Origin of the sequence: Ancylothrix sp. D3o, assembly GCF_025370775.1 — a bacterium.
Classification (GTDB): Bacteria; Cyanobacteriota; Cyanobacteriia; order Cyanobacteriales; family Oscillatoriaceae; genus Ancylothrix.
The window spans coordinates 24,733-45,511 of the sequence record NZ_JAMXEX010000020.1 but is presented as its reverse complement, the minus strand read 5'-3'; the positions used below and the strand labels follow the sequence as shown (position 1 = coordinate 45,511).

Annotated in this window: 24 protein-coding genes; 11 read left to right on the top strand and 13 right to left on the bottom strand. The window is 43.1% G+C overall.

What is annotated here, in order from left to right; genetic code table 11:
• Window positions 1–155 precede the first annotated feature (155 nt).
• Window positions 156–521, top strand: coding sequence for a BON domain-containing protein (locus NG798_RS22820; RefSeq protein WP_261226012.1), 366 nt, complete (start codon window positions 156–158; stop codon window positions 519–521).
• A 67-nt stretch (window positions 522–588) separates the two neighbouring features.
• Here NG798_RS22820 and NG798_RS22815 read toward each other — a convergent pair whose 3' ends face one another.
• The 5 genes from NG798_RS22815 to sufR form a co-directional block, all read right to left on the bottom strand.
• Window positions 589–1,932: a cation:proton antiporter gene (locus NG798_RS22815; protein ID WP_261226011.1), complete on the bottom strand. Its 1,344-nt coding sequence runs from the start codon at window positions 1,930–1,932 to the stop codon at window positions 589–591.
• Between the two features lie 236 nt (window positions 1,933–2,168).
• Window positions 2,169–2,519 carry a hypothetical protein gene (locus NG798_RS22810; RefSeq protein ID WP_261226010.1) on the bottom strand — a complete coding sequence of 117 codons (351 nt, stop codon included), beginning with the start codon at window positions 2,517–2,519 and terminating at the stop codon, window positions 2,169–2,171.
• Window positions 2,520–2,892: 373 nt separating this feature from the next.
• Entirely contained in the window at window positions 2,893–4,224 is a 1,332-nt protein-coding gene (locus NG798_RS22805) for a hypothetical protein (protein WP_261226009.1), read from the bottom strand.
• Between the two features lie 241 nt (window positions 4,225–4,465).
• A complete protein-coding gene (locus NG798_RS22800) occupies window positions 4,466–4,846 on the bottom strand; it encodes a hypothetical protein (protein ID WP_261226008.1) in 381 nt (126 codons plus the stop codon).
• Between the two features lie 167 nt (window positions 4,847–5,013).
• A complete protein-coding gene (gene sufR, locus NG798_RS22795) occupies window positions 5,014–5,664 on the bottom strand; it encodes an iron-sulfur cluster biosynthesis transcriptional regulator SufR (RefSeq protein WP_261226007.1) in 651 nt (216 codons plus the stop codon).
• 160 nt (window positions 5,665–5,824) lie between these two features.
• Between sufR and NG798_RS22790 the strand changes: the two genes are divergently transcribed.
• The 7 genes from NG798_RS22790 (at window position 5,825) to NG798_RS22760 (ending at window position 13,965) form a co-directional block, all read left to right on the top strand.
• Window positions 5,825–6,187 (top strand): ferredoxin thioredoxin reductase catalytic beta subunit, encoded by a 363-nt coding sequence (locus tag NG798_RS22790; protein WP_261226018.1) that lies wholly within the window; start codon window positions 5,825–5,827, stop codon window positions 6,185–6,187.
• Between the two features lie 103 nt (window positions 6,188–6,290).
• Window positions 6,291–7,730: a Fe-S cluster assembly protein SufB gene (gene sufB, locus NG798_RS22785; protein ID WP_261226006.1), complete on the top strand. Its 1,440-nt coding sequence runs from the start codon at window positions 6,291–6,293 to the stop codon at window positions 7,728–7,730.
• A gap of 217 nt (window positions 7,731–7,947) precedes the next feature.
• Window positions 7,948–8,730, top strand: a complete 783-nt coding sequence (gene sufC, locus NG798_RS22780; protein WP_261226005.1) for a Fe-S cluster assembly ATPase SufC — start codon at window positions 7,948–7,950, stop codon at window positions 8,728–8,730.
• Window positions 8,727–10,067: a Fe-S cluster assembly protein SufD gene (gene sufD, locus NG798_RS22775; RefSeq protein WP_261226004.1), complete on the top strand. Its 1,341-nt coding sequence runs from the start codon at window positions 8,727–8,729 to the stop codon at window positions 10,065–10,067. The genes sufC and sufD overlap by 4 nt, the downstream gene beginning before the upstream one ends.
• 154 nt (window positions 10,068–10,221) lie before the next feature.
• On the top strand, window positions 10,222–11,478 hold the full coding sequence (locus tag NG798_RS22770) for a SufS family cysteine desulfurase (RefSeq protein ID WP_261226003.1): 1,257 nt from the start codon (window positions 10,222–10,224) through the stop codon (window positions 11,476–11,478).
• A 65-nt stretch (window positions 11,479–11,543) separates the two neighbouring features.
• On the top strand, window positions 11,544–12,176 hold the full coding sequence (locus tag NG798_RS22765) for a Uma2 family endonuclease (protein WP_261226002.1): 633 nt from the start codon (window positions 11,544–11,546) through the stop codon (window positions 12,174–12,176).
• A gap of 463 nt (window positions 12,177–12,639) precedes the next feature.
• Window positions 12,640–13,965, top strand: a complete 1,326-nt coding sequence (locus NG798_RS22760) for a serine/threonine-protein kinase (RefSeq protein ID WP_261226001.1) — start codon at window positions 12,640–12,642, stop codon at window positions 13,963–13,965.
• 57 nt (window positions 13,966–14,022) lie between these two features.
• Here NG798_RS22760 and NG798_RS22755 read toward each other — a convergent pair whose 3' ends face one another.
• Window positions 14,023–14,274 (bottom strand): hypothetical protein, encoded by a 252-nt coding sequence (locus tag NG798_RS22755; protein WP_261226000.1) that lies wholly within the window; start codon window positions 14,272–14,274, stop codon window positions 14,023–14,025.
• Between the two features lie 24 nt (window positions 14,275–14,298).
• Between NG798_RS22755 and NG798_RS22750 the strand changes: the two genes are divergently transcribed.
• Together NG798_RS22750 and NG798_RS22745 are read left to right on the top strand one after the other, a co-directional pair.
• Complete coding sequence (locus NG798_RS22750) at window positions 14,299–14,478, top strand: hypothetical protein (RefSeq protein WP_261225999.1); 180 nt, start codon at window positions 14,299–14,301, stop codon at window positions 14,476–14,478.
• Window positions 14,465–14,818 carry a type II toxin-antitoxin system PemK/MazF family toxin gene (locus NG798_RS22745; RefSeq protein ID WP_261225998.1) on the top strand — a complete coding sequence of 118 codons (354 nt, stop codon included), beginning with the start codon at window positions 14,465–14,467 and terminating at the stop codon, window positions 14,816–14,818. The genes NG798_RS22750 and NG798_RS22745 overlap by 14 nt, the downstream gene beginning before the upstream one ends.
• 109 nt (window positions 14,819–14,927) lie before the next feature.
• Here NG798_RS22745 and NG798_RS22740 read toward each other — a convergent pair whose 3' ends face one another.
• From NG798_RS22740 to NG798_RS22720, 5 genes are all read right to left on the bottom strand, one after another.
• Window positions 14,928–15,272, bottom strand: coding sequence for a type II toxin-antitoxin system PemK/MazF family toxin (locus NG798_RS22740; protein WP_261225997.1), 345 nt, complete (start codon window positions 15,270–15,272; stop codon window positions 14,928–14,930).
• Window positions 15,259–15,474 (bottom strand): DUF2281 domain-containing protein, encoded by a 216-nt coding sequence (locus NG798_RS22735; protein WP_261225996.1) that lies wholly within the window; start codon window positions 15,472–15,474, stop codon window positions 15,259–15,261. Before NG798_RS22735 ends, NG798_RS22740 begins: the two co-directional genes overlap by 14 nt.
• Window positions 15,475–15,667: 193 nt before the next feature.
• Window positions 15,668–17,002, bottom strand: coding sequence for a TIGR03279 family radical SAM protein (locus tag NG798_RS22730; RefSeq protein ID WP_261225995.1), 1,335 nt, complete (start codon window positions 17,000–17,002; stop codon window positions 15,668–15,670).
• An 81-nt stretch (window positions 17,003–17,083) separates the two neighbouring features.
• Entirely contained in the window at window positions 17,084–17,245 is a 162-nt protein-coding gene (locus tag NG798_RS22725; protein WP_261225994.1) for a hypothetical protein, read from the bottom strand.
• 111 nt (window positions 17,246–17,356) lie between these two features.
• Window positions 17,357–18,310 carry an undecaprenyl-diphosphate phosphatase gene (locus tag NG798_RS22720; protein WP_261225993.1) on the bottom strand — a complete coding sequence of 318 codons (954 nt, stop codon included), beginning with the start codon at window positions 18,308–18,310 and terminating at the stop codon, window positions 17,357–17,359.
• 176 nt (window positions 18,311–18,486) lie between these two features.
• Between NG798_RS22720 and NG798_RS22715 the strand changes: the two genes are divergently transcribed.
• A complete protein-coding gene (locus NG798_RS22715) occupies window positions 18,487–19,215 on the top strand; it encodes a DUF3120 domain-containing protein (RefSeq protein ID WP_263013053.1) in 729 nt (242 codons plus the stop codon).
• Window positions 19,216–19,369: 154 nt separating this feature from the next.
• Here the strand turns inward: NG798_RS22715 and NG798_RS22710 are convergent, their stop codons facing one another.
• Both NG798_RS22710 and NG798_RS22705 read right to left on the bottom strand, forming a co-directional pair.
• Entirely contained in the window at window positions 19,370–20,281 is a 912-nt protein-coding gene (locus NG798_RS22710; RefSeq protein ID WP_261225992.1) for a glutaminase, read from the bottom strand.
• On the bottom strand, window positions 20,263–20,778 hold the full coding sequence (locus NG798_RS22705) for a hypothetical protein (RefSeq protein WP_261225991.1): 516 nt from the start codon (window positions 20,776–20,778) through the stop codon (window positions 20,263–20,265). Before NG798_RS22705 ends, NG798_RS22710 begins: the two co-directional genes overlap by 19 nt.
• Window position 20,779 lies beyond the last annotated feature (1 nt).

The following is a 20,779-nucleotide window of genomic DNA, read 5'->3' as shown; positions in this document are numbered from 1 at the left end:
GCTTGCCGGCATTTATTCAGAGCGCTGGTTTCGGAAGTCTGCGGGGTAGAGGAAGGGTAAAAACTTGAACGGGCTAAATAAGGCCCGTTTTTTGGTGAGGAAATAAAATCGCTAGACTAAAATTGCACACCACAAACTTTACAGGACAAAACAAAATGGGTTGGTTACAAAGACTCTTCGGCCTCGAAAAACCCCAATCTCAACCGGCCACCGTCACAGCGCCTGACACTCAACAAAGCTACAGCGTCCCCGCCGCCCCCCAAACACCCGACATTGCCCCAGAACGCCTGGGATTAAACGGCGAATATGACCAAAGTGGCCTTGCCAAACGAGTAGCCTTAGCCTTCGATCAAGACTCACAAGTTGCAGACCTTGACCGGCTATGGGTTGCCCAAACCGGCAGCACAGTAGTCTTAAAAGGCGAAGTTCCCGACCAACAAACCTTGCAAAAATTAGTCTCCATTGCTCAAGGCGTTTATGGTGCCAGCAGCGTTCAAACCGATCAAGTAAAAATTGGTTAAAAATTGGTGATTGGTAACTGGTAAACCGGTTGGGTAGGTTGGGTTAAATAACCCAACCTACAAACACTTAATCTGCTTTCACCTCAACAGAAGGCGCATCTCCAAACGCCAACCGCAGCAAAGGCGGAGCCACGAAAGTCGTCAAAATCACCATCATAATAATTGCCGCATTCAAAGCATCAGATAACACCCCACTTGCCGTACCAACACCGGCAAAAACTAATCCCACTTCTCCACGCGGAATCATCCCCACACCAATTGCCCAACGATTGATTTTTTCTTTGCCAAACACCACAGCGCCGGTAACAACTTTTCCCAAAATTGCCACCACAATTAAAAACACCGCAATAATTAAACCCTCACGATTACTCGGAATTGCCGGATTTAATACTCCCAAATCTGTCCTTGCACCCACCGCCACAAAGAACACCGGCACCAACATATCAGCAATCGGACGCACTTGTTTTTCCAATTCTTTGCGCTTATCAGTTTCGTCAAAAACCAACCCCGCCGCAAAGGCACCCAGAATTGCCTCCAAATGAATTACCGCGCCAATATAGGACAAAATAAACGCAAAAATCAAGGCAGGAATAATCAACTCCCCACGAGTTTTTAGGCTCTCAGAAAGGGCAACAAACGACTTATTAAACACCTTCCCCAGGACAATTGCTCCACCCAAGAAAACCGTTGAACTGATAATTAAATAAATGACATTGTTTACATCAACTTCGCCGGTTTTGGCTAAGCTGGCAACCACTGCCAAAACAATAATTCCCAGCACATCATCAATGACGGCAGCCCCAATAATAATTTGCCCTTCTTGAGAATTAAGCCGGCCAATTTCAGAAAGAACTTTTGAAGTAATCCCAATACTGGTTGCCGTCAAAGCAGCGCCAGCAAAAATAGCCGGAATAGCCGGCACCCCAAAAATCAACATTAACCCAGCCGTGCCCGCCGCAAACGGCACCACCACCCCCACACAAGCAACAAGGATGGCCTGAATTCCGACCTCCATCAATTGCTTTAAATTTGACTCTAAACCAATCTCAAATAGCAGAATAATCACTCCCAATTCTGCTAAAACAGAGATAACTTCGCTTTGGGCTTCAAAAGTCGCTGTGGTAGCATCAGGACTCAAGCCGGCAGTGGCTTGCAAAATGCTCATAATAAACGAATCGGAACTCGTGGCACCGCTTTCTGGAAATACCAATAAATGCAAAGCTGATATTCCTACGACAACACCGCCAACCAATTCTCCTAACACCGGCGGCAACCCGAAAGCATTTGATAATTCGCCGCCAATTTTGCTCGCCAAATACACAACAACTAAACTCAGTAGCACACCGGCTAAAACCATTGCGCTTTCTGCTTTTGTGGCAGTCTCACCAACACTTGCCAGTATTGGCAGCATTTGCTCTCCTACACTCCAACTGATCCCATTAACCATTAGGTTTTATTAACTCAACCAGTTTAGTGTACCGCTGATTAGCACAGCTTTTGAAAACAATACCCCTCAATTTCTATATAATTGAGCAATGAAAACAATAAGCGCCAACCCTATCTCCCCCTCCCCTAAGAGTCGATAGAGAGAAAATATCGTTTTGCTATTTTTGCTTTCCCTCCCCTTTTAGAGAGGAGAGGGTGAGGCTAAAATTGCACCGGCAAAACCACTCCGATGCCTTCGTTAGTGTTATTTGGGGCGACGGTGGGAGAATCGCACGCATCCGAGCACACCGGCATGATTAAACGCGGTTCTTCAATATTAATCGCACCCCTGTTTCTTCCCAACGCTTTGCGCTCTATTTCTCTATTTTGTTGTTCTAAAGAAATAGAAAAGGGTTGTCTTTGTTCCACCGGCAATAATAATTCTGCTGCGCCGGTGCCTTGATAATTGTTTGGGTTGGCGTTGTTTTGATTGAGCGTTTCTTGAGCAAGAGCATTTGTGCCAAAGGCGGCAACCCAACCCAAGCTAAACACGATAGTTAATAGCGGTTTCATTGTTTTTCTCTCCAGGTAATAACGGGTGCTGGAGTCGAAAAGACTTTTTTGAGATATCTCACATCACACCACCGACTCTGCACCCTGGCTTCGGCTTGTTTTGTTGCCGTTTCGCTTGTTTGCTTTTTTTATTATGGCAAGACTTTGCTAAAAAGTCTTTTAACTTAATTCTAATTTTATAATCATCTTCGGCAATTAATTTCATCCTCAAGAGTGAAATTGCCAAAAAAATGTCTACCTTTGTTTACTTATTTTTTTGAGAATCTTCTTCACACTTGAGGATGAGGCTACGAAAACCTGGGGTTGTAAAGCCGGTGTTGAGGGGTAAGCAATACTATCTTTTTTTTAGCCTACCAGCGGGGCTTTACAAAAATTAAGGGCGTTGAAATCCTTTCGCTGGCTTTTTATTAGCTTTAGCTTTTGCTTCGCTTTTATTGAGTTCAGCTATCGCTTCTTGAAATAAATTATGCAGATGTATCGGCACACTGGCAATTTCTGGCAATTCTGGTTCTAAGGGTTTTTTGTGTTCTGCCAATAAAGAGTCTAAATGCAACTCTAATGTAAACTCAGGCCGGTTTAAAAATTCTCGCAAGAGACTTTCTAATTTTTGGGGATAATTTTGAGCGAGGCGATGCCAAATAAAAGCATTAATTTCTGGGTCTTCCAGATATTTTCGCACAAGTTTTTCTGCCCCTTCAATTGTTTGCCAGTCGGCAGCTTCTAGCAGGGTTTTAAACCGGCTATAGGTTGCTAAAAACATTTGTCCCCAGCGAGGATCGCTTAAAGCCGTGACTTGTTCAGCTTTTTTGAGAGTAGGGGGCAGTTCTACCTTTGGCATCACCATTTTGCCCGTTTCTTTATTTTGTAACATCTGATCAAGCGCTTTTTCATCGGCACCGGCAGCTTTGGCAGCGGCTTTTATTTCTGCCTCTTCAACACCCGATTCTTTGGCAATTTCTGCTAAAGATTTAGTGCCATCAATACCGGCTGATTCTAAACTTTTTTTAGCGAGAATCTCTTGAAATTCTGTGATTTTTTTACTAAGCAAATAGCCAGAAAGTGTCACTTCTTCGCTGCCAAAAAAATCGATAAATTCTTTGTGGTATTTTTCCACCGACTGCCATGCTTCTTCTAACAATTCGGGGGCATCACTATAAAGATAGGGTTTGTAATTTTTCTTGAAATTACCAATGGCAACGGCGAGTTTAGGTTTGCCGAGATTACCCATTTGGGAATAGCCGCAAGAAAATATCCAAGTTTCATCGCCCAAAGGTGCAATACGGGCCAACAAAATATCACCCACTTTAAGTTTTTTTAGGTCGGTGGGCAGGAATTCTTGGGTGGGCTTGATAATATAATGTTTGGCAGTAAGCCAGTTCATTACATCAAAAGTTTCTGGCAAAATTTCAGCGACGCTAAAAAGGCCGGTGAAGCTGCGATGCCAATTTAAAATTAAATGGCGTTCGCTGTCTGATAAGTCTGGCTGGCTTTCGATAAATAACTCTAAAGCAGTTGTGTCACCTGCTTTACCTTCGCAGGCAAATGTATCTACGAGAATATCCCTTTCGGTACTATCGTAATTATCTTTGCTGGCCTTTTCGGCGACAAATTTTTCAAGGGCAATGGCTAATTCTCCCTCGGCATCAAGGACAAAATCAATTAAATCTTGTTTTAGCTGTCCAGCTTGCTGTAATTGGATGTCCACTTTTGATAATCTCGCAGTTCTACATTAAAATTTTAGACATAATTTAAAAATGCGACTGAGAAGAAAACAAAAATACAGTCAACGAAGGAGTAGATTAGGGCTATATCTATCTTAAGGTATAGACCCCTAGGAAGAGAAATCTTTCTCAGTCTTCCCATAACGAACCACTTGAAAAGCCTTCTTTTCTCCCCCAGCCACCAAAATAAGAAAGAGTTACGCCTGTCTTCACCGGCAGTTATTTTTAGGTATTGGGAGCATTTTCAAGGCGATTTTTTGCATCTTTTTCAAAGTAATTGATAACTTGGGGAATGGTTAAATTTTCCACCGGCACTCCTGTTTCTTCCGAGGCGACATTTAAAGGTCGTAAAGAAGAAATCACCAAATTTGTAAAAAAGCCGGCAAAGTTAGCATCCACTTCGATTTGTTCTTGGATTTTCTCATCTTTGGCAATCCATTCCGCGACTTTTTGGGGAGTGATTTGTCGCACCGGCACAGCGTTTTTTTGAGAAATTTCTTTGAGCACGCGCAGGGCATATATTGCTAAACGCACAGAAAATTTATCGCGGGAACTCAACAAGGTTTTATCAACTTCTGCACATTCTGCTGGGGTTAAAAATTCCATATTTTGGGTGATTGGTGAAAAAAAGAATGGATAGGGAAGCTAGAAAATTATAGGTAATAATTATATTACAGCAAACGAAAAACTTAACACACCCATTGCCGGTGCGCTTTTAAAATAGATTTTAAATGGCTACTAACAAAGGACTAAGGACAAAGGACTAAGGAAAATTACCGCTCTTTAATCAAATAGCCGCAACGATGTTCACCTTTAACGATCCAGTGTGTCCGCTCTACGGTACAATTTTGCAGGGCGAGGGCGAACATTTCTAACTCGTGACCGCAGACGCTGGGGTAAGACTCAGCAATGTGGGAAATAGCGCAGTTATGCTCGGTAATCATAAACGATGCGGCTTTTTGGCCGTTGTTGGTTTCCACTGGGTGCCACTCTGCCATGTAGCCTTCAAGCCGGCGTAAGGCGACTAAATTTTCCACTCGCTGCTGTAACGAACCATTTCCCATCCGTTGCCGGTATTCTAATGCTTTGCGCTCCCACTGTTTGCGAAGGATCGAACCCATCTGATCGCTGCCGACAGTTTCCGCCAAAGTATCCAGCAGCGCCACCGCAAACTCATCGTATCGGCTTGGAAAGCGATCTCGTCCTTGACGGGTAAGCTCGTAAACGTGCTGAGGTCTTCCCATTCCGGCTTGCACCGGCTTATGGTGGATCAATTCTTCGGTTTCCAAGTCTTTGAGGTGCCGGCGAACCGCCTGGGGGCTAATTTCCAGCCTTTCGGCCAACTCCTGCGCCGTTGCTTGACCCTGCTGGAGCAAATATTGCAGGATGTCTTGTTTTGTGGTGGGTTCGTGAATGGTGGTCATCGTTTTGCCCAGCTATAAAAAAATCTGTCACGAAAATTTACGTTTTTAGACTTTGACAACATCAAGGTTGCTAAAGTAACCTAAAATGAAAGTAAAGCAACAATCAAGTTGTTTAACCGATTATAGACCATTATTAGTTGCCAACTACATCGCCTGCCGAATGAACGCACCCGAAACCCCCACGCAAGCAACTGAAAAAAGCGTCGAAGCGATGCGCCACTTCTCGGAAACCTACGCGCAGCGCACCGGCACTTATTTTTGCTCTGACTTGAGCATCACCGCCGTTGTCATCGAAGGATTAGCCAAACATAAAGACGAACTCGGTGCGCCGCTTTGTCCGTGCCGGCACTACGAAGACAAAGAGGCAGAAGTTGCGGCTGCCTTTTGGAATTGCCCTTGTGTACCCATGCGCGAGCGCAAAGAATGCCACTGTATGCTGTTTTTGCAACCGGATAACGACTTTGCCGGTAAAGAACAGCAGATCAGTTTTGAGCAAATCCGAGAAACCACCAATCAATATTAGTTTAGGGTGGGCTTAGCCCACCATGTAGTAGAGGCCGGTGGGCTAAGCAATGGCTAACGCCACGCGCCGCTATCGGCATACAGATTAGAGAGAGAGAACACCAATGAGCGCATCCGTTAAAACCTTAGTCAACCAACCCTATAAATATGGCTTTATCACGGAGATTGAATCTGACACAATCCCGCGTGGTTTAAGCGAAGATGTCGTGCGGCTAATTTCTGCCAAAAAAGAAGAGCCAGAATTTATGCTGGAATTCCGTTTAAAAGCCTATCGGCAATGGCTAAAAATGGAAGAGCCAAACTGGGCGCACGTCAATTATCCAAAAATTAACTATCAAGATATTATCTACTATTCTGCCCCCAAACAAGCCCCGAAAAAACTCAACAGTTTAGAAGAAGTTGATCCGGTTTTGTTAGAAACCTTCGAGAAGTTGGGGATTTCACTTTCTGAACAAAAACGACTCGCAAACGTAGCTGTTGATGCAGTATTTGATAGCGTATCCGTTGCTACCACATTTCGGGAAAAACTAGCCAAAGACGGAGTAATTTTCTGTTCAATTTCTGAAGCAGTTAAAGATTACCCGGAATTGGTGAAAAAATATTTAGGTAGTGTGGTGCCGGTGGCGGATAACTTCTTTGCGGCGCTGAATTCGGCAGTGTTTAGCGATGGCTCATTTGTCTATATTCCCAAAGGCGTAAAATGCCCGATGGATTTATCAACTTATTTCCGTATTAATAACGGAGATTCGGGGCAATTTGAGCGCACCTTAATTGTAGCCGAAGAAGGTAGCTCAGTTACTTATTTAGAAGGCTGTACCGCACCGATGTATGACAGCAACCAATTACACGCCGCCGTTGTGGAATTGGTAGCGCTAGATAACGCCGACATCAAATATTCAACAGTGCAAAACTGGTATGCCGGTGATGCAAATGGCAAAGGTGGAATTTACAACTTTGTCACCAAACGAGGGATATGTCAGGGAGTCAATTCTAAGATTTCTTGGACACAAGTAGAAACCGGCTCAGCAATTACTTGGAAATATCCGAGTTGCGTTTTGATTGGTGATAATTCTGTGGGAGAATTTTACTCTGTGGCGCTGACAAATAACAAACAGCAAGCAGACACCGGCACAAAAATGATCCACATCGGCAAAAACACCCGCAGCACGATTATTTCTAAAGGCATTTCTGCGGGAAACTCGCAAAATAGCTATCGAGGCTTAGTAAAAATTGGCCCCAAAGCAGAAGGCGCACGCAATTATTCGCAATGCGACTCAATGCTGATAGGAGATAACGCTCAAGCAAATACTTTCCCCTATATTCAAGTGCAGAATAACATGGGAAAAGTAGAGCATGAAGCGTCTACTTCCAAAATTGGAGAAGATCAACTTTTCTACTTTGCACAACGGGGTATTTCCGCAGAGGATGCTGTTTCAATGATGATCAGCGGATTCTGTAAAGATGTCTTCAATAAATTGCCGATGGAATTTGCTGTTGAGGCTGATAAGCTTTTGAGTTTAAAACTTGAAGGAAGCGTAGGATAATTTTAACCGCAGATAAACGCAGATGTACGCGGAGCGGCGCGATAGCGCTACGCAGATGAAGACAGATAACTATCCGCGTTTATCTTAGTTTAAAAAACCGCATCCTATCTATAGCAGATGAGCGCAGATAAAAACAGATAACCTATCCGCGTTTATCAGCGTTCATCTGCGGTTAAAAAATCACCCCCCGTACTAAACACAGAGAGGACAAAAAACGATGATTGTAGAAAACTCAGAAGTTATTTTATCGGTTAGTGATTTACGCGCCGAAGTAGACGGCACAGAGATTTTAAAAGGCTTATCTTTAGAGATGAAAGCCGGTGAAATTCACGCCATTATGGGGCCAAATGGCTCAGGAAAAAGCACTTTTTCCAAGGTGTTGTCGGGGCACCCAGACTACACCGTAACCGGCGGAGAAATCATTTTTCAGGGGCAGAATTTGCTGGAATTGACACCCGAAGAAAGAGCGAGAGCAGGGGTGTTTTTGGCGTTTCAATATCCCTTAGAAATTCCGGGTGTGAGTAATTTAGACTTTCTGAGAGTTGCTTATAATTCTCACCGCAAACACAAAGGTTTAGAAGAATTAGATGCCTTTGATTTTGATGAGTTGATTGAGCAAAAGTTGGATGTCGTGAAAATGAATCCGGCTTTTTTAGAACGCAGTGTTAATGAAGGGTTTTCTGGAGGCGAAAAAAAGCGCAATGAGATTTTGCAAATGGCGCTTCTGGAACCGAAATTAGCGATTTTAGATGAGACGGATTCGGGTTTGGATATTGATGCACTGCGGATTGTTGCTAATGGTGTGAATCAATTAGCAAATGCTGAGAATACGATGCTGGTGATTACGCATTATCAGCGGTTACTTGATTATATTGTGCCAGATTTTGTTCATGTGATGGAACAGGGACGAATTATTACAACCGGCACTAAAGATTTGGCGCTGGAATTGGAAGCGCGGGGTTATGATTGGGTACTTGAGCAAGAGGTAGTGGCGCGATGAGTCAAGTTGTAGAATCGAGGATTGTTAAACAAAATCGAGCCGGTTATTTGGCAGATTTGTTAAAGACTGTGGCGGCGGAAACTTCGGGAAATGATTGGTTGATGCCGGTGCGCGAAAGAGCCGCAGTTTTGTTGAGTGAACAGGCGATTCCTTCGACTCGTGATGAGGAATGGCGGTTTACAGATTTGTCTTCTTTGTTGCAGGTGAAGTTTGAAAAAGCGGTGCCGGTGGAGTTGCCAGAGGTGGCGATTTCGGCGCTGATTTTGCCAGAAGCACAAGAGAGCCGGTTGGTTTTTGTGAATGGTATTTTTGCGCCTCATTTATCGTCGGTTGCAGCTTTGCCTGATGGGGTTTTTGTTGGTAATTTGCCGGCGGAAAATAGCGCTGAGCAAGTAAAAAATTATCTGGGAAAACTTCCGGGTTCGGAGGAGGTTTTCACGGCGCTGAATACTGCCGGTTTGGAAGAGGCGGCGGTGGTTTTTGTGCCGAAAAATAAGGCGGTAGAAACGCCCATTCATTTACTGTTTTTGACGGTGGCGGATGCACCGGCAATTTCGCAGCCGCGTTGTTTAGTGGTGGCGGAAGCAAATAGTAAGGTGACAATTGTTGAGCATTATGCGACAGCTTCTTTAGGTTGTCCTGATGTTTCTACATCTCATCCTTATTGGACAAATGCGGTAACAGAAATTTTTACGGCGGAGAATTCTGAGGTTGTTCATGTTCGCATTCAGCGCGAAAGTGGCGATGCGTTTCATGTGGGCAAAACTGCGGTTTCTCAGGCACGTTTTAGTCGCTATGTTTGTCATGCGGTAAGTTTGGGTGCGAAGGTTTCTCGGCATAATTTGGAGGTGTTTCAAACCGGCGAGGGAACGGATACTAAGCTTAATGGTTTGACGATGATTGCTGGGGAACAGTTGGCGGATACCCATAGTTTAATTGCCCTAAATCACCCGCATGGAACGACGGATCAATTGCATAAGTGTATTGTGGGAGATCGGGCTCATGCGGTGTTTAATGGAAAGGTGTTTGTGCCGAAGCCGGCGCAGTTAACAAATGCTGCACAATTAAGTCGAAATTTGTTGCTTTCTCCAAAGGCGCGGGTGGATACTAAGCCACAGTTAGAAATTACGGCTGATAATGTTAAGTGCTCTCATGGTGCTACCGTTAGTCAGTTGGATGCTGAAGAGGTTTTTTATCTGCAAAGTCGCGGTTTAGATCGGGAGATGAGTTGCCGGTTGTTGATGGATGCTTTTGCGGATGAGATAATTCAATTGCTGCCGGTTGTTTCGCTACAAACAATGTTAGGCCGGTGTGTTTCTTGCCGGAATAATGATTAGTCATTTGTCCGTAGAGACGTTCTGGCAGAACGTCTGTACTTTGTCATTTGTCCTTTGTATTGTGTTGTGCTGTACAAATGGCAAATGACCGATGACAAATGACCGATGACAAATGACCAATGATAAATTACAAATGACAAAGGAAAAATAAAATATGATTACTCAAGAAAAAAGTTTAGCGGCTCAGTTTAAAAAAGATTTTCCGATTTTGTTGCAAGAGGTGAATGGGCACCGGTTGGTTTATTTTGATAATGCGGCGACTTCTCAGAAGCCTTTGCAGGTTTTGGAGACTTTGCGGAGTTATTATGATGAGTATAATTCCAATGTTCACAGGGGTGTACATACGCTGAGTGCAAGGGCGACTGCGGCTTATGAAGAGGCGCGGGAAAAGGTTGCTAGGTTTGTGAAAGCGGCTACTTTTCAAGAGATTATTTATACCCGAAATGCGAGCGAAGCGATTAATTTGGTTGCTTATGCTTGGGGGATGAATAGTTTACAGCGGGGGGATGAGATTATTCTGTCGGTGATGGAGCATCACAGTAATTTGGTTCCTTGGCAGTTGGTTGCTCAAAAAACGGGTGCTGTGTTGAAGTTTGTTGAGTTAACAGAAACGCAGGAATTTGATTTTGAGCAGTATAAATCGCTGCTTTCTGATAAGACAAAGTTGGTTTCTGTGGTTCATGTTTCTAACACTTTGGGTTGTGTTAATCCGGTGAAGGAAATTGTAGCTGAGGCTCGGAAGTTTGGCGCTAAGGTGTTAATTGATGCGTGCCAAAGCGTGCCTCATTTGGCGATAGATGTTAAGGATATTGATTGTGATTGGTTGGTGGCTTCTGGGCATAAGATGTGTGCGCCTACGGGGATTGGTTTTTTGTATGGAAAGTTGGAAGTTTTAAAGGCTATGCCTCCGTTTTTGGGGGGTGGTGAAATGATTGCGGATGTGTTTTTGGATCATTCAACTTATGCGGAACCGCCGTCTAAGTTTGAGGCTGGGACTCCTGCCATTGCTGAGGCGATTGCTTTGGGTGCGGCGGTGGATTATTTAAGTAGTATTGGGATGGAAAATATTGCTGCTTATGAGCATGAGTTAACGGCTTATTTGTTTGACAAATTGGGTGAGGTGCCGGGGATTACAATTTATGGCCCTAAACCGCAAGGGGATGGAAGTAATCGGGCGGCTTTGGCTGCTTTTACGGCGGGTGATGTGCATCCAAATGATTTGTCTACGATGTTAGATTTGGCGGGGGTTGCTATTCGTTCAGGTCATCATTGTACGCAGCCTTTACATCGTTTGTTAAAGCTTCCTTCGACGGCGCGGGCGAGTTTGTATTTTTATAATTCTCGTGATGAAATTGATGTTTTTATTGGGGCTTTGCGGGAGACTTTGGAGTTTTTTGGTGGGTTGAGTTAGTTTATTTATTGGGGGGCCGGTTGCCAGAGCATCGGCCTACTTTTTTATTTTGCGGAGTGGGTTTTATGAGTTTAGCAATTTTAAATGTTGCGGAACAGCGAACGGTTCTACATAATATTAGCTGGCAAACTTTTGAGGTTTTGCTAAAGGAAACTGGCGAGGGTCGTGGTTCGCGTTTTGCTTATGATGATGGAATTTTAGAGATTATGGCACCGCTTTTTGAACATGAAAGTCCGAAGATAAATCTGCATAACTTTATTGTTGGTTTAGCGATAGAGTTGGAGATTGAAATTAAGAGTGCGGGGTCGATGACTTTGAAGCGAGAGGATTTAAGAAAGGGTATTGAGCCGGATAATTGTTATTATGTGCAAAATGAGCCGCTTGTGAGGGTGCGGCAGCAGTTAGATTTGGCAAATGATCCTCCTCCAGATTTGGCGATTGAGATTGATATAACGAGTAGTTCTGTTAATAAGTTGGGAATTTATTCTGCGTTGGGTGTGCGGGAGTTGTGGCGATATGATGGGCGGGTTTTGATGTTTTATGAGTTGGTGGATGGGAGTTATGTTGAGCGGGAGTTTAGTGTGGCGTTTGGGTTGGTTTCTTGTGGGGAGTTGGGCCGGTTTGTTGAGCAGAGTAAGGCCGGTGGGGAAATAGCGGTTTTGAAGGCTTTTCGAGAGTGGGTGCGAGGGAAGATCTAGAGGCGTTGCTTAAAGATAAAGAGATGGAGTATGTGGGAAAAACAACGATTGGAAACATGAATAACAATGGGGAGTTCCTTTGCTTGTTAATGCCTGAGCAAGTTCGAGTGGAAATGTGTTAATGAGTCATGCTGAAAGACAAGCTTTTTGGAAAAATTCGGAAGTCGGTAAATTGCTAGGTTTTGATCCCTGGCCTGATAATTCAGCTAAGGAGAATAACAAACAAAGTAATTAATGAGAAGTGCCGGTGATATTTCATCGGCACTTTTATTAGCTACTAATCTTTCTCTAAACCGTGTGAAGTTTACCAAAATTGACTTAAAAACTAACCCAAACATCCACATCCTTATTCATCCGCGTTCATCTGCGTTTATCTGCGGTTAAAAAAATAAGCTAAAATCTAAACCAAACACCCACATCAGCATTCATCCGCGTTCATCTGCGTTTATCTGCGGTTAAAAATATGTACTGGAAACCTAACCAAAAACTGGAAAACGGAAAATATATAATTGAAAACGTCATCGGGAGTGGAGGCTTTGGCATCACCTACAAAGCCAGAGAAACCGCCTCTGGTAAATTGATTGCTATCAAAACTCTCAATGCTAAACAACACCAAGAACCCGATTTTGAGAAACGCCAAGTTGATTTTATGAACGAAGCGATGCGTTTAGCCAAATTTTCCCATCCCCACATTCCCAAGGTTGATCAGGTGTTTAAAGAAGGGGATATCTTGGGAGTTGTGATGGAATACATCAATGGGGAAAATTTACATGACTATATTGAAAACAAGGGCATTTTATCCCCAGAGGAAGCCTTAAAAATTATCCGCCAAGTGGGGGAGGCGCTGACTTTTGTTCACGAACGGGGTTTTTTACACAGGGATGTTAAACCTCAAAATATTTTACTGCGTCCCACGAGTTTAGATGCGGTGTTAATTGATTTTGGTTTAGCAAGGGAGTTTGTTCAAGGAATGGAGATGAGCCATACTGCTTCTCTGACACATGGTTTTGCACCAATTGAGCAGTATGAGAGAAGGGCAGAAAGGGGAACTTTTACGGATGTGTATGCGTTGGCGGCGACGTATTATGTGATGCGAACGGGAAAAGTGCCGTTTCCTGCCAATTTTCGGAAAGATGCGAATATTCCTTTAACTGCACCTAAACAATATAATCCCGAAATTAGTGAAAGGGAAAATCAGGCGATTTTAAAGGGGATGGAGTTGTTGCCTAAAGCTCGTCCGCAAACAGTGGGAGAATGGTTGGAGTTGCTGAAGGAAGAGGCAGATGATTTAAGCAGTGATCGAGGTGTTGATTATTCGCAGTTGCGGGATTATTTGAAGGCGGGAATGTGGAAAGAGGCAGATCAAGAAACGGCTTGTGTGATGTTAAAGGCGGCGGGGAGGGAAAAGGAAGGGCGGTTAAGAGTTAAAGAAATCGGTAATTTTCCCTGTGTAGACCTGAGAACGATAAACAAGCTGTGGGTAAAATATAGCAATGGCCGGTTTGGTTTTTCCGTGCAGAAACGTATTTATGAAAGTCTGGGCGGTATGAGAGAGTTTGATGAGAAAATATGGGATGCTTTTGGGGATCGTGTGGGGTGGCGTGTAAATGGAGAATGGTTAAGCTACTCAAACCTACAATTTAATAAGCAAGCAAAAACTGGCCACCTCCCTAAGGTGTGTGTGGGTGTAAGGGGTGGGTTTGGTGGTTGGTTTTTTGGGGTGTCGGGGTGGGCGGGTTGGGGTGGATTCTCTTCTCTCGCGTCGAGACTTGCAGAGTGTAATATCTAAGTTGTGAAAAATTGTGAATGCCAGGTTTTTGACGAAGCCACCGGCATTCGCCACCGATTAAAATCGGTGTCTACATGAATAAAACCCCTCCGGGGTTGGGTTATTGGTTGGTGCGGGGTTTGTTGATGAGAAATTATCGAATTTAATCATTAACCCCGCAGGGGTTTTATTTGTGTATATGCCGGTTTCAACCGGTGATAAATATGGGTGCCGGTTTTGTTGGATGCCGGTTTTGTGGGGAAATTCGCCACCGGCACCTCTTAAATTCCAGTTGTCAAACAAAACCAAAAAGATATAATGAATAAACATAATAAAAACCCGGTTATCTCCGCCATGAAACCTCCTAGCGTAGAAGAAATCAAAGCACTGATATTTCAACTGCCTTTAAAAGAACAAGAAAAGCTGTTATCAGAATTGGAAGAACAAATAGAAAGTATTGCGATGATGCAGTTAGCAGAAACAGGATTTAAAGAATGGAACGATCCGGAAGAAGATATTTATGAACTTGAATAAACCTAAATATGGTGAAATTTGGCTGGTGAGATTTCCCTTTAGTGATCTAACATCCACAAAAGTTAGACCGGCACTTGTTATTGCAGTTCATCGAGAAGAATTGATAATTTTAGGAATTTTCTCAAAAATACCGACAGTGGAGTTACGAGAAACATGGGTATTAATTCCCGAAGATCATCCAAACTTTCTAGCAACCGGCCTCAAAAAAACATCTTTAATCAGAGGAGATAAAATTGCCACTGTTAATCAATCAGTTTTTATGAAGCAATTAGGAAATCTCTCACCACAACTTATAGGCGAAATAAAAGAAGCGCTTAAAAAGTCCTTAGATATTCCTTAAAACGCAGGTTAAAATACAGCCGGTTTTTATCGAGAATATTGCTTAACCCCGGAGGGGTTTTTTATTGTGTAGGCGCCGGTTTTAACCGGCGACAAATATCGGCAAATCTTCAAAACCCAATAATTGCAGCTAAAACATCCCGCAGAATTTGTAAATCTTCCTCCACAAGTTGTCCAAGCTTTCTAATAACAAGACTTTTTTCTAAAGTTACCACCACCGGCTTAATCATAGAAGGCTTTATTAAACCCGCAGCTTGCCAATTTTTCAGTATTCCCTCTCCTACTTTCGGCATTCCGCTAAATTGACTGGTGATGGCAATAATAATTATATCATTGAACCCTTGATTATTGTAAATATCAGAACTAATAACAACTGCCGGACGTTGTTTCGTCGTTGTTTGATCAGTAAAAGGGAAAGGAACCAAAACAACATCTCCAAAATTATAGCCGGTCATACTCAGCATCCTCCGGGTTATCCCAGATTTCAGCAAAAGAATTTTCAGACAATTTTGCCGCTGCGCGATTTAGCCAGATTTCTTCTTTTCTCTCTAACAAAAAATCGACAAAATCTTCAACTTCTATAATTTTTTCGGGCGGTAAACGGCGGATTTTTTCCACCAGCAGAAACTCGTTGTATTCAGAAGATGAATTCATCATTTTTTTGCCCAAAATGTGATGAGTTGATTATAACCTATCTGTAGGTTGGGTTGTTAGCAAAACGAGGATTTAGAAAAATATTGGCGGAGGTTTTTATCGAAAATATATCTTAACCCCGAAGGGGCTTTCTTCATGCACCATCCGCCGGTTTTAACCGGCGACAAATCTACACACCAATATCAACCGGCACCCCCTACCACTCCAAACACCCCTCAATCAAACCCTCAACACCAGAAACAGGCCTAATTTTAACCCCCAACTTTTCCGCCACATCATCAACCCGTAAATCATCCAAAAACAAACTATCCCCAGCCTTCAACATAACCGAAGGTAACAAAATTCCATCCCCCAAATTTCTCCCCTCTAAATTCCGCAACAAATCCTCACCCGTCAACAACCCAGTCACCGTAATCTTTTGCCCCCAATAATCACTATTAATCGCCACCATTTCCACCTGCAAACCCTCAACTGAATTCAACTTTTCAACAACCGGCAAAAACGCCTTCTCCACAGCATTACCAACCACCCAAATTAACCGACGAGGAGGCGAAACAACCGGCACCCGCAACCGCTCAAAAGCCTCCTCAAACTGACTTAAAAACTGACGAATAGAACCCACACCATTACCAATTTGCGGGTAATCCTCATAAAAAGAAGCCGGTGGTAAATCTTCCCCAGCAATCAAAAACCATTCATCAGCCAACCAAATACAATTACCCTTCTTTTTCCCCCGTAATTCTTTCTGTAAATTCTGCACTTGAGTAATAACTTCCCGCGCCTTTTCAGGAGTCACCGGCACCAACTCATCCTCCACCGGCCTAAATTTTGTCAACCCCACCGGCACAACCGCCACCGACGCCACCGCCGGCACCTTTCCCTTATGAAAACTCGCCAAATCTCTCAGCGTTCTTTCCAAATGTACACCATCATTAATCCCCGGACAAACCACCACCTGAGCATGAATTTGTAAACGCCGTTCCTGAAACCATTTTAACTGTTCCAAAATCTTCCCAGCACGCTCATTTTTTAGCAAACGAATTCTCACCTCAGCCTCTGTTGCATGAACAGAAACATAAAGCGGAGAAAGCCGCATCATCTCAATTCTAAACCATTCCTTTTGTGTTAAATTTGTTAAAGTTAAATAAGACCCATAAAGAAAACTCAATCGATAATCATCATCCCGTAAATAAAGCGTTTCTCGCTTCCCAGGAGGCTGCTGATCAATAAAACAAAACGGACAACGATTATTACACTGCATCAACCCATCAAACAAAGCCGACTCAAACTCTAAACCCAAATCCTCATCATAATCTTTTTCAAGTTCTAACTTATGCGTTTTCCCCTTCGCATCCAACACCTCCAACTCTAAAAACTCATCCGCACACAAAAAATTATAATCAATCAAATCTCGCGGACGCTCACCATTAATCGCCACAATTTTATCCCCAGGCTCAAAGCCAATTTCAGCGGCAATTGAATCAGGAATAACTTTTGTAATTAAGGCCGGTTTCACTGTAGATTCACTCATTTTCTTTTAAAATTAATTGTTGCAAAAGACATCAAAAATTATTTATACTTACCTTCTTAATCCAAAAACAATCATGTCTTTTTACACCTTCCCCCCTGCATTTGTAGAAGCAAAACCAGCAGCAAGATAGACTACAGTTTGATTAAAACTTTCGAGACTTTTTTGCTGAGGCGCAATCAAAACTTGGCTCACCGCATCTGCCAGCCGGTCTAATCGTTCATCTGTCCACCGTTCAATATCCATCTTTTTTCGTGTTTCTTTTTATTTTACAACGTTTGAGCGCCGCTTGTAAACATTAAAAGCCCACAAGGCGAGCGCTTTGTTTTTGAGCGGATTTTTTCAAAAGCTGGGTAGTTAACTATTGGGCAAAATTCCCGTCAAAATTGCCCCCAAAATCACCACACCAAAAAGCAATCTATACCAAACAAAAAGCCAAGTATTTTGAGTTTGGAGAAACTTTAATAACCAAGCAATACAAGCATAAGAAACCACGCCCGCCGAAACAATCCCCACAATTAAAGGAAGCGGGCCCACCGCTGGAATTTGCTTAATTGCATCCTTCATTTCTACCAAACCGGCTAAGGTAATTGCCGGAATTCCTAACAAAAATGAAAACCGCGCCGCCGCCGCCCTTTCTAACCCTAAAAACAATCCTGCTGTCAGTGTTGAACCCGAACGAGAACAGCCAGGAATTAAAGCTATCGCTTGTGCCAAACCCATTAAAATACCATCTTTTAAAACCAGTTGATTGTAATCGCGTTTGCGTTTGCCTACTTTCTCGGCAACTGCCAAAAGTAAAGACATAAAAATGGAAGCACAAGCAATCGCTGCCAAACTGCGTAAAGGAGAATTATCAAAATCAGGAATCAATATTTTAATTAAAAGCCCACCAATAATAATAGGAACACTTCCTAACACAATACCCAAGCCTATTTGAAACTCGTGGCTATCATATTCTCGGCGCAGAATAGCCTGAATAGAACCGCTGACAACATTGGTTATATCCTTCCAGAAATACCATAAAACGGCTGCAATACTGCCTAATTGAATAACAGCGGTATAAGCCACCCCTGGATCACCCCAACCAAAAACAACCGGCACAACTTTTAAATGCGCCGTACTGCTGATCGGCAAAAACTCCGTCAACCCTTGGACAATGCCCAAAAGCAGCGCCTCGAAAACATCAATATTAGGAGAACCGGTATCCCCCCCCACCGGCACCGGTGTTTGCGCCAGCAACTTCACCGGCACACTCAACAACACCCCGCCAGCCAACCACATCAAAAACTTAGCGCGTAATAAACTCATACCCAGCGACTCCTTTGTAGTTGCCAAAAAAAAGACCACTTGCCAGCAACGATACTAGCTGATTTGTAGAGTTTGATGATATGGGCTAAAATTTATTTAAGAGAAATGCCCCCTAGGGGGATATTTTTGTGATATCTTACATTACATTAAGTTAAGTAAAGAAAATTAAAGAAACCTTGTTAAACCAAACTCTGCCCTCTTACCCCTCAAACCCGCTACCAGCCAAGACTGACAGCCCTTTTTCCGCTGTTGTGCCGGGTAAAGTTATATTAAGCGAATCTTGGAAAATCTTTGCAGCCGCTGTTTTTCTCGTCTCAGTGCCGGTGTTTTTCCAAGCCCCCCTCGTCCGAGCGTTTCCGACTCTCAGCTTGCTGTTAACTGCCGGTTGGGTAGGGTTGGGCTGGACGCTGTTATCGCGCCCCAAAACCCACGTCTGGGGTGATTTACTGCTGGGTTTCACCGGCTCTTGGTTGTGCGGTTCCATATATTGGGGCTGGTTACGCTGGGAACCGACAGTGCATTTACCAGTAGAAGCCCTTTGTCTGCCGATTGCTTTGTGGTGTTTGTATCGCCGCCAATTGTTAGTCGGAAGTTGGTTTTATCTCGGTTCGCTTTTTGGCACAGCTATTACCGATTTATATTTTTACTTAGCCGGTTTGATTCCTCACTGGCGTCATATTATGCAAGTTGATCCTGCACTTGCTTTGCCTATTTTGCAAAATGCTACAGCCCAAGTGCGAACTCCTTTCGGAGTCAGTAGCGCCGCAGTTTTACTGATTATTCTTCTAGTAGCCGGTATTGTTCCCTTGCGTTCAAAACAACTTTATTGGTGGGCTTTTGGCGGTGCAGTTTTAAGTACAATTTTGGTAGATAGTTTATTTTGGATTGCTGCCAGTCATGCTTAATATTTTAGGTTAATTTGACCTCTGCCTTAATTATTTTTAAGCTTTGAATAACCCCCCAAGTGCGAACGTCGAGCGGGGGTTTTTTCATGTAGCTACAGGTTTTAACGGGTAGCGAGGATGGTATTGATATCAATATAATTTGGCTGATTTAAAGTTACTCGAAAACACTCAAATTGAAGCTTTTAACTATTTGTTCAACCAGAAACAAACCGACCAGAGAATTTCCCTCAGCATCCAACGGCGGACTATAACAAGCGATAACGCCTTCCCCCGGAATTACGGCTAAAATTACGCCGCTTACTCCCGATTTCACCGGCACTCCAACACCCACCGCAAACCGGCTAGAAGCTTGATATAAACCGCAGGTTAACATAATAGCTTTTACCATCCGACTATAGGGGGAAAAAATCGGCTTTACCAGCAACATCCCTAACTGGGTTAGATCAGCAATGTTTCCCGCTAAGCAGCAGATGTGATTGTAGGTATCGAGGGCAATTTCCGCGTTTTGAATATAACCGGCTTTTTCTAATTCGGCGGCGATAACTTGATTGCGGGGATTTGGGGTAGAATTAACCGAGTATAACAATTTTTCATCTAAAAAAAGTCGGCAGTTTGCATGGTGATTCAGCCAATTTTGGAGAGTTTGACAACAAGAAAAACCATCTTTCCCCGGAAGTAAGGATGATAAGGCAATTGCCCCACTATTGATCATAGGGTTGCGTGGTTTTCCGCCGTCTTGTTGCAATTGGGCGAAAGAATTAAATGGTTGATCTGAGTATTCTGTGCCAACGATTTTAAATACGGTTTTTTCTTTAAATTCGGCAAGACAATAAAGCAGTAAAAATGGCTTTATGACGCTCATTAACGGGAAAGTTAAACTCGTGTCACCATGCGTTATTTTTTCGCCGTCAATGGCTTCTAGGCAGAGCGCAAAGGCTGCTTTATCGACTTGGGCAAGTGGGGGGATGTAGGAGGGGAGAGTGCCAGATTTGGCGTGATTTTGAGCGGTGCTAATCCAGGTTTCGAGTTTTGGTAAACCGGCAAGATTTAATCTCGATGTTGCCATTTTTTTACGCTAGATAGTTGAGCCAGTTTGTGACGGATAATCTGAGTTAATTCGTTGCCTGAACATTCATAGGTTAAATATAGGAATTGTTGAGCAGTTTCAAGAATTTGATTTTTGTCTATTAGTTCGGAAATTCTTTCGGGTTTTAGTGTTCCGTCCAGCACTTCTACGGAGGCTAAATCTATGGATTCTTCTATCGAGTTTTTTAGCATTTTTTCCCATTCACCAGGCTTAAGATAGTAAGAGTTTTTACTGTCTTTAAGATTGAGACGTTTAATGCGGTTGACTGATTGGGAAATTAATGCTCTACCAGAATTTGTTAATCGCTGTTCAATATGAATTTTGATGAGATGAATTAAAATGCGAATTACATAGGATTGGATGTTATTAATTTTATCTTCTTTACTCATCGATTCTAATTCATCGACGATGGAGAGAGCATCGTCATATCTTCCTTCAAGGATGCTGTTTCTTAAATTCCTTAATTCTTGAGTCATT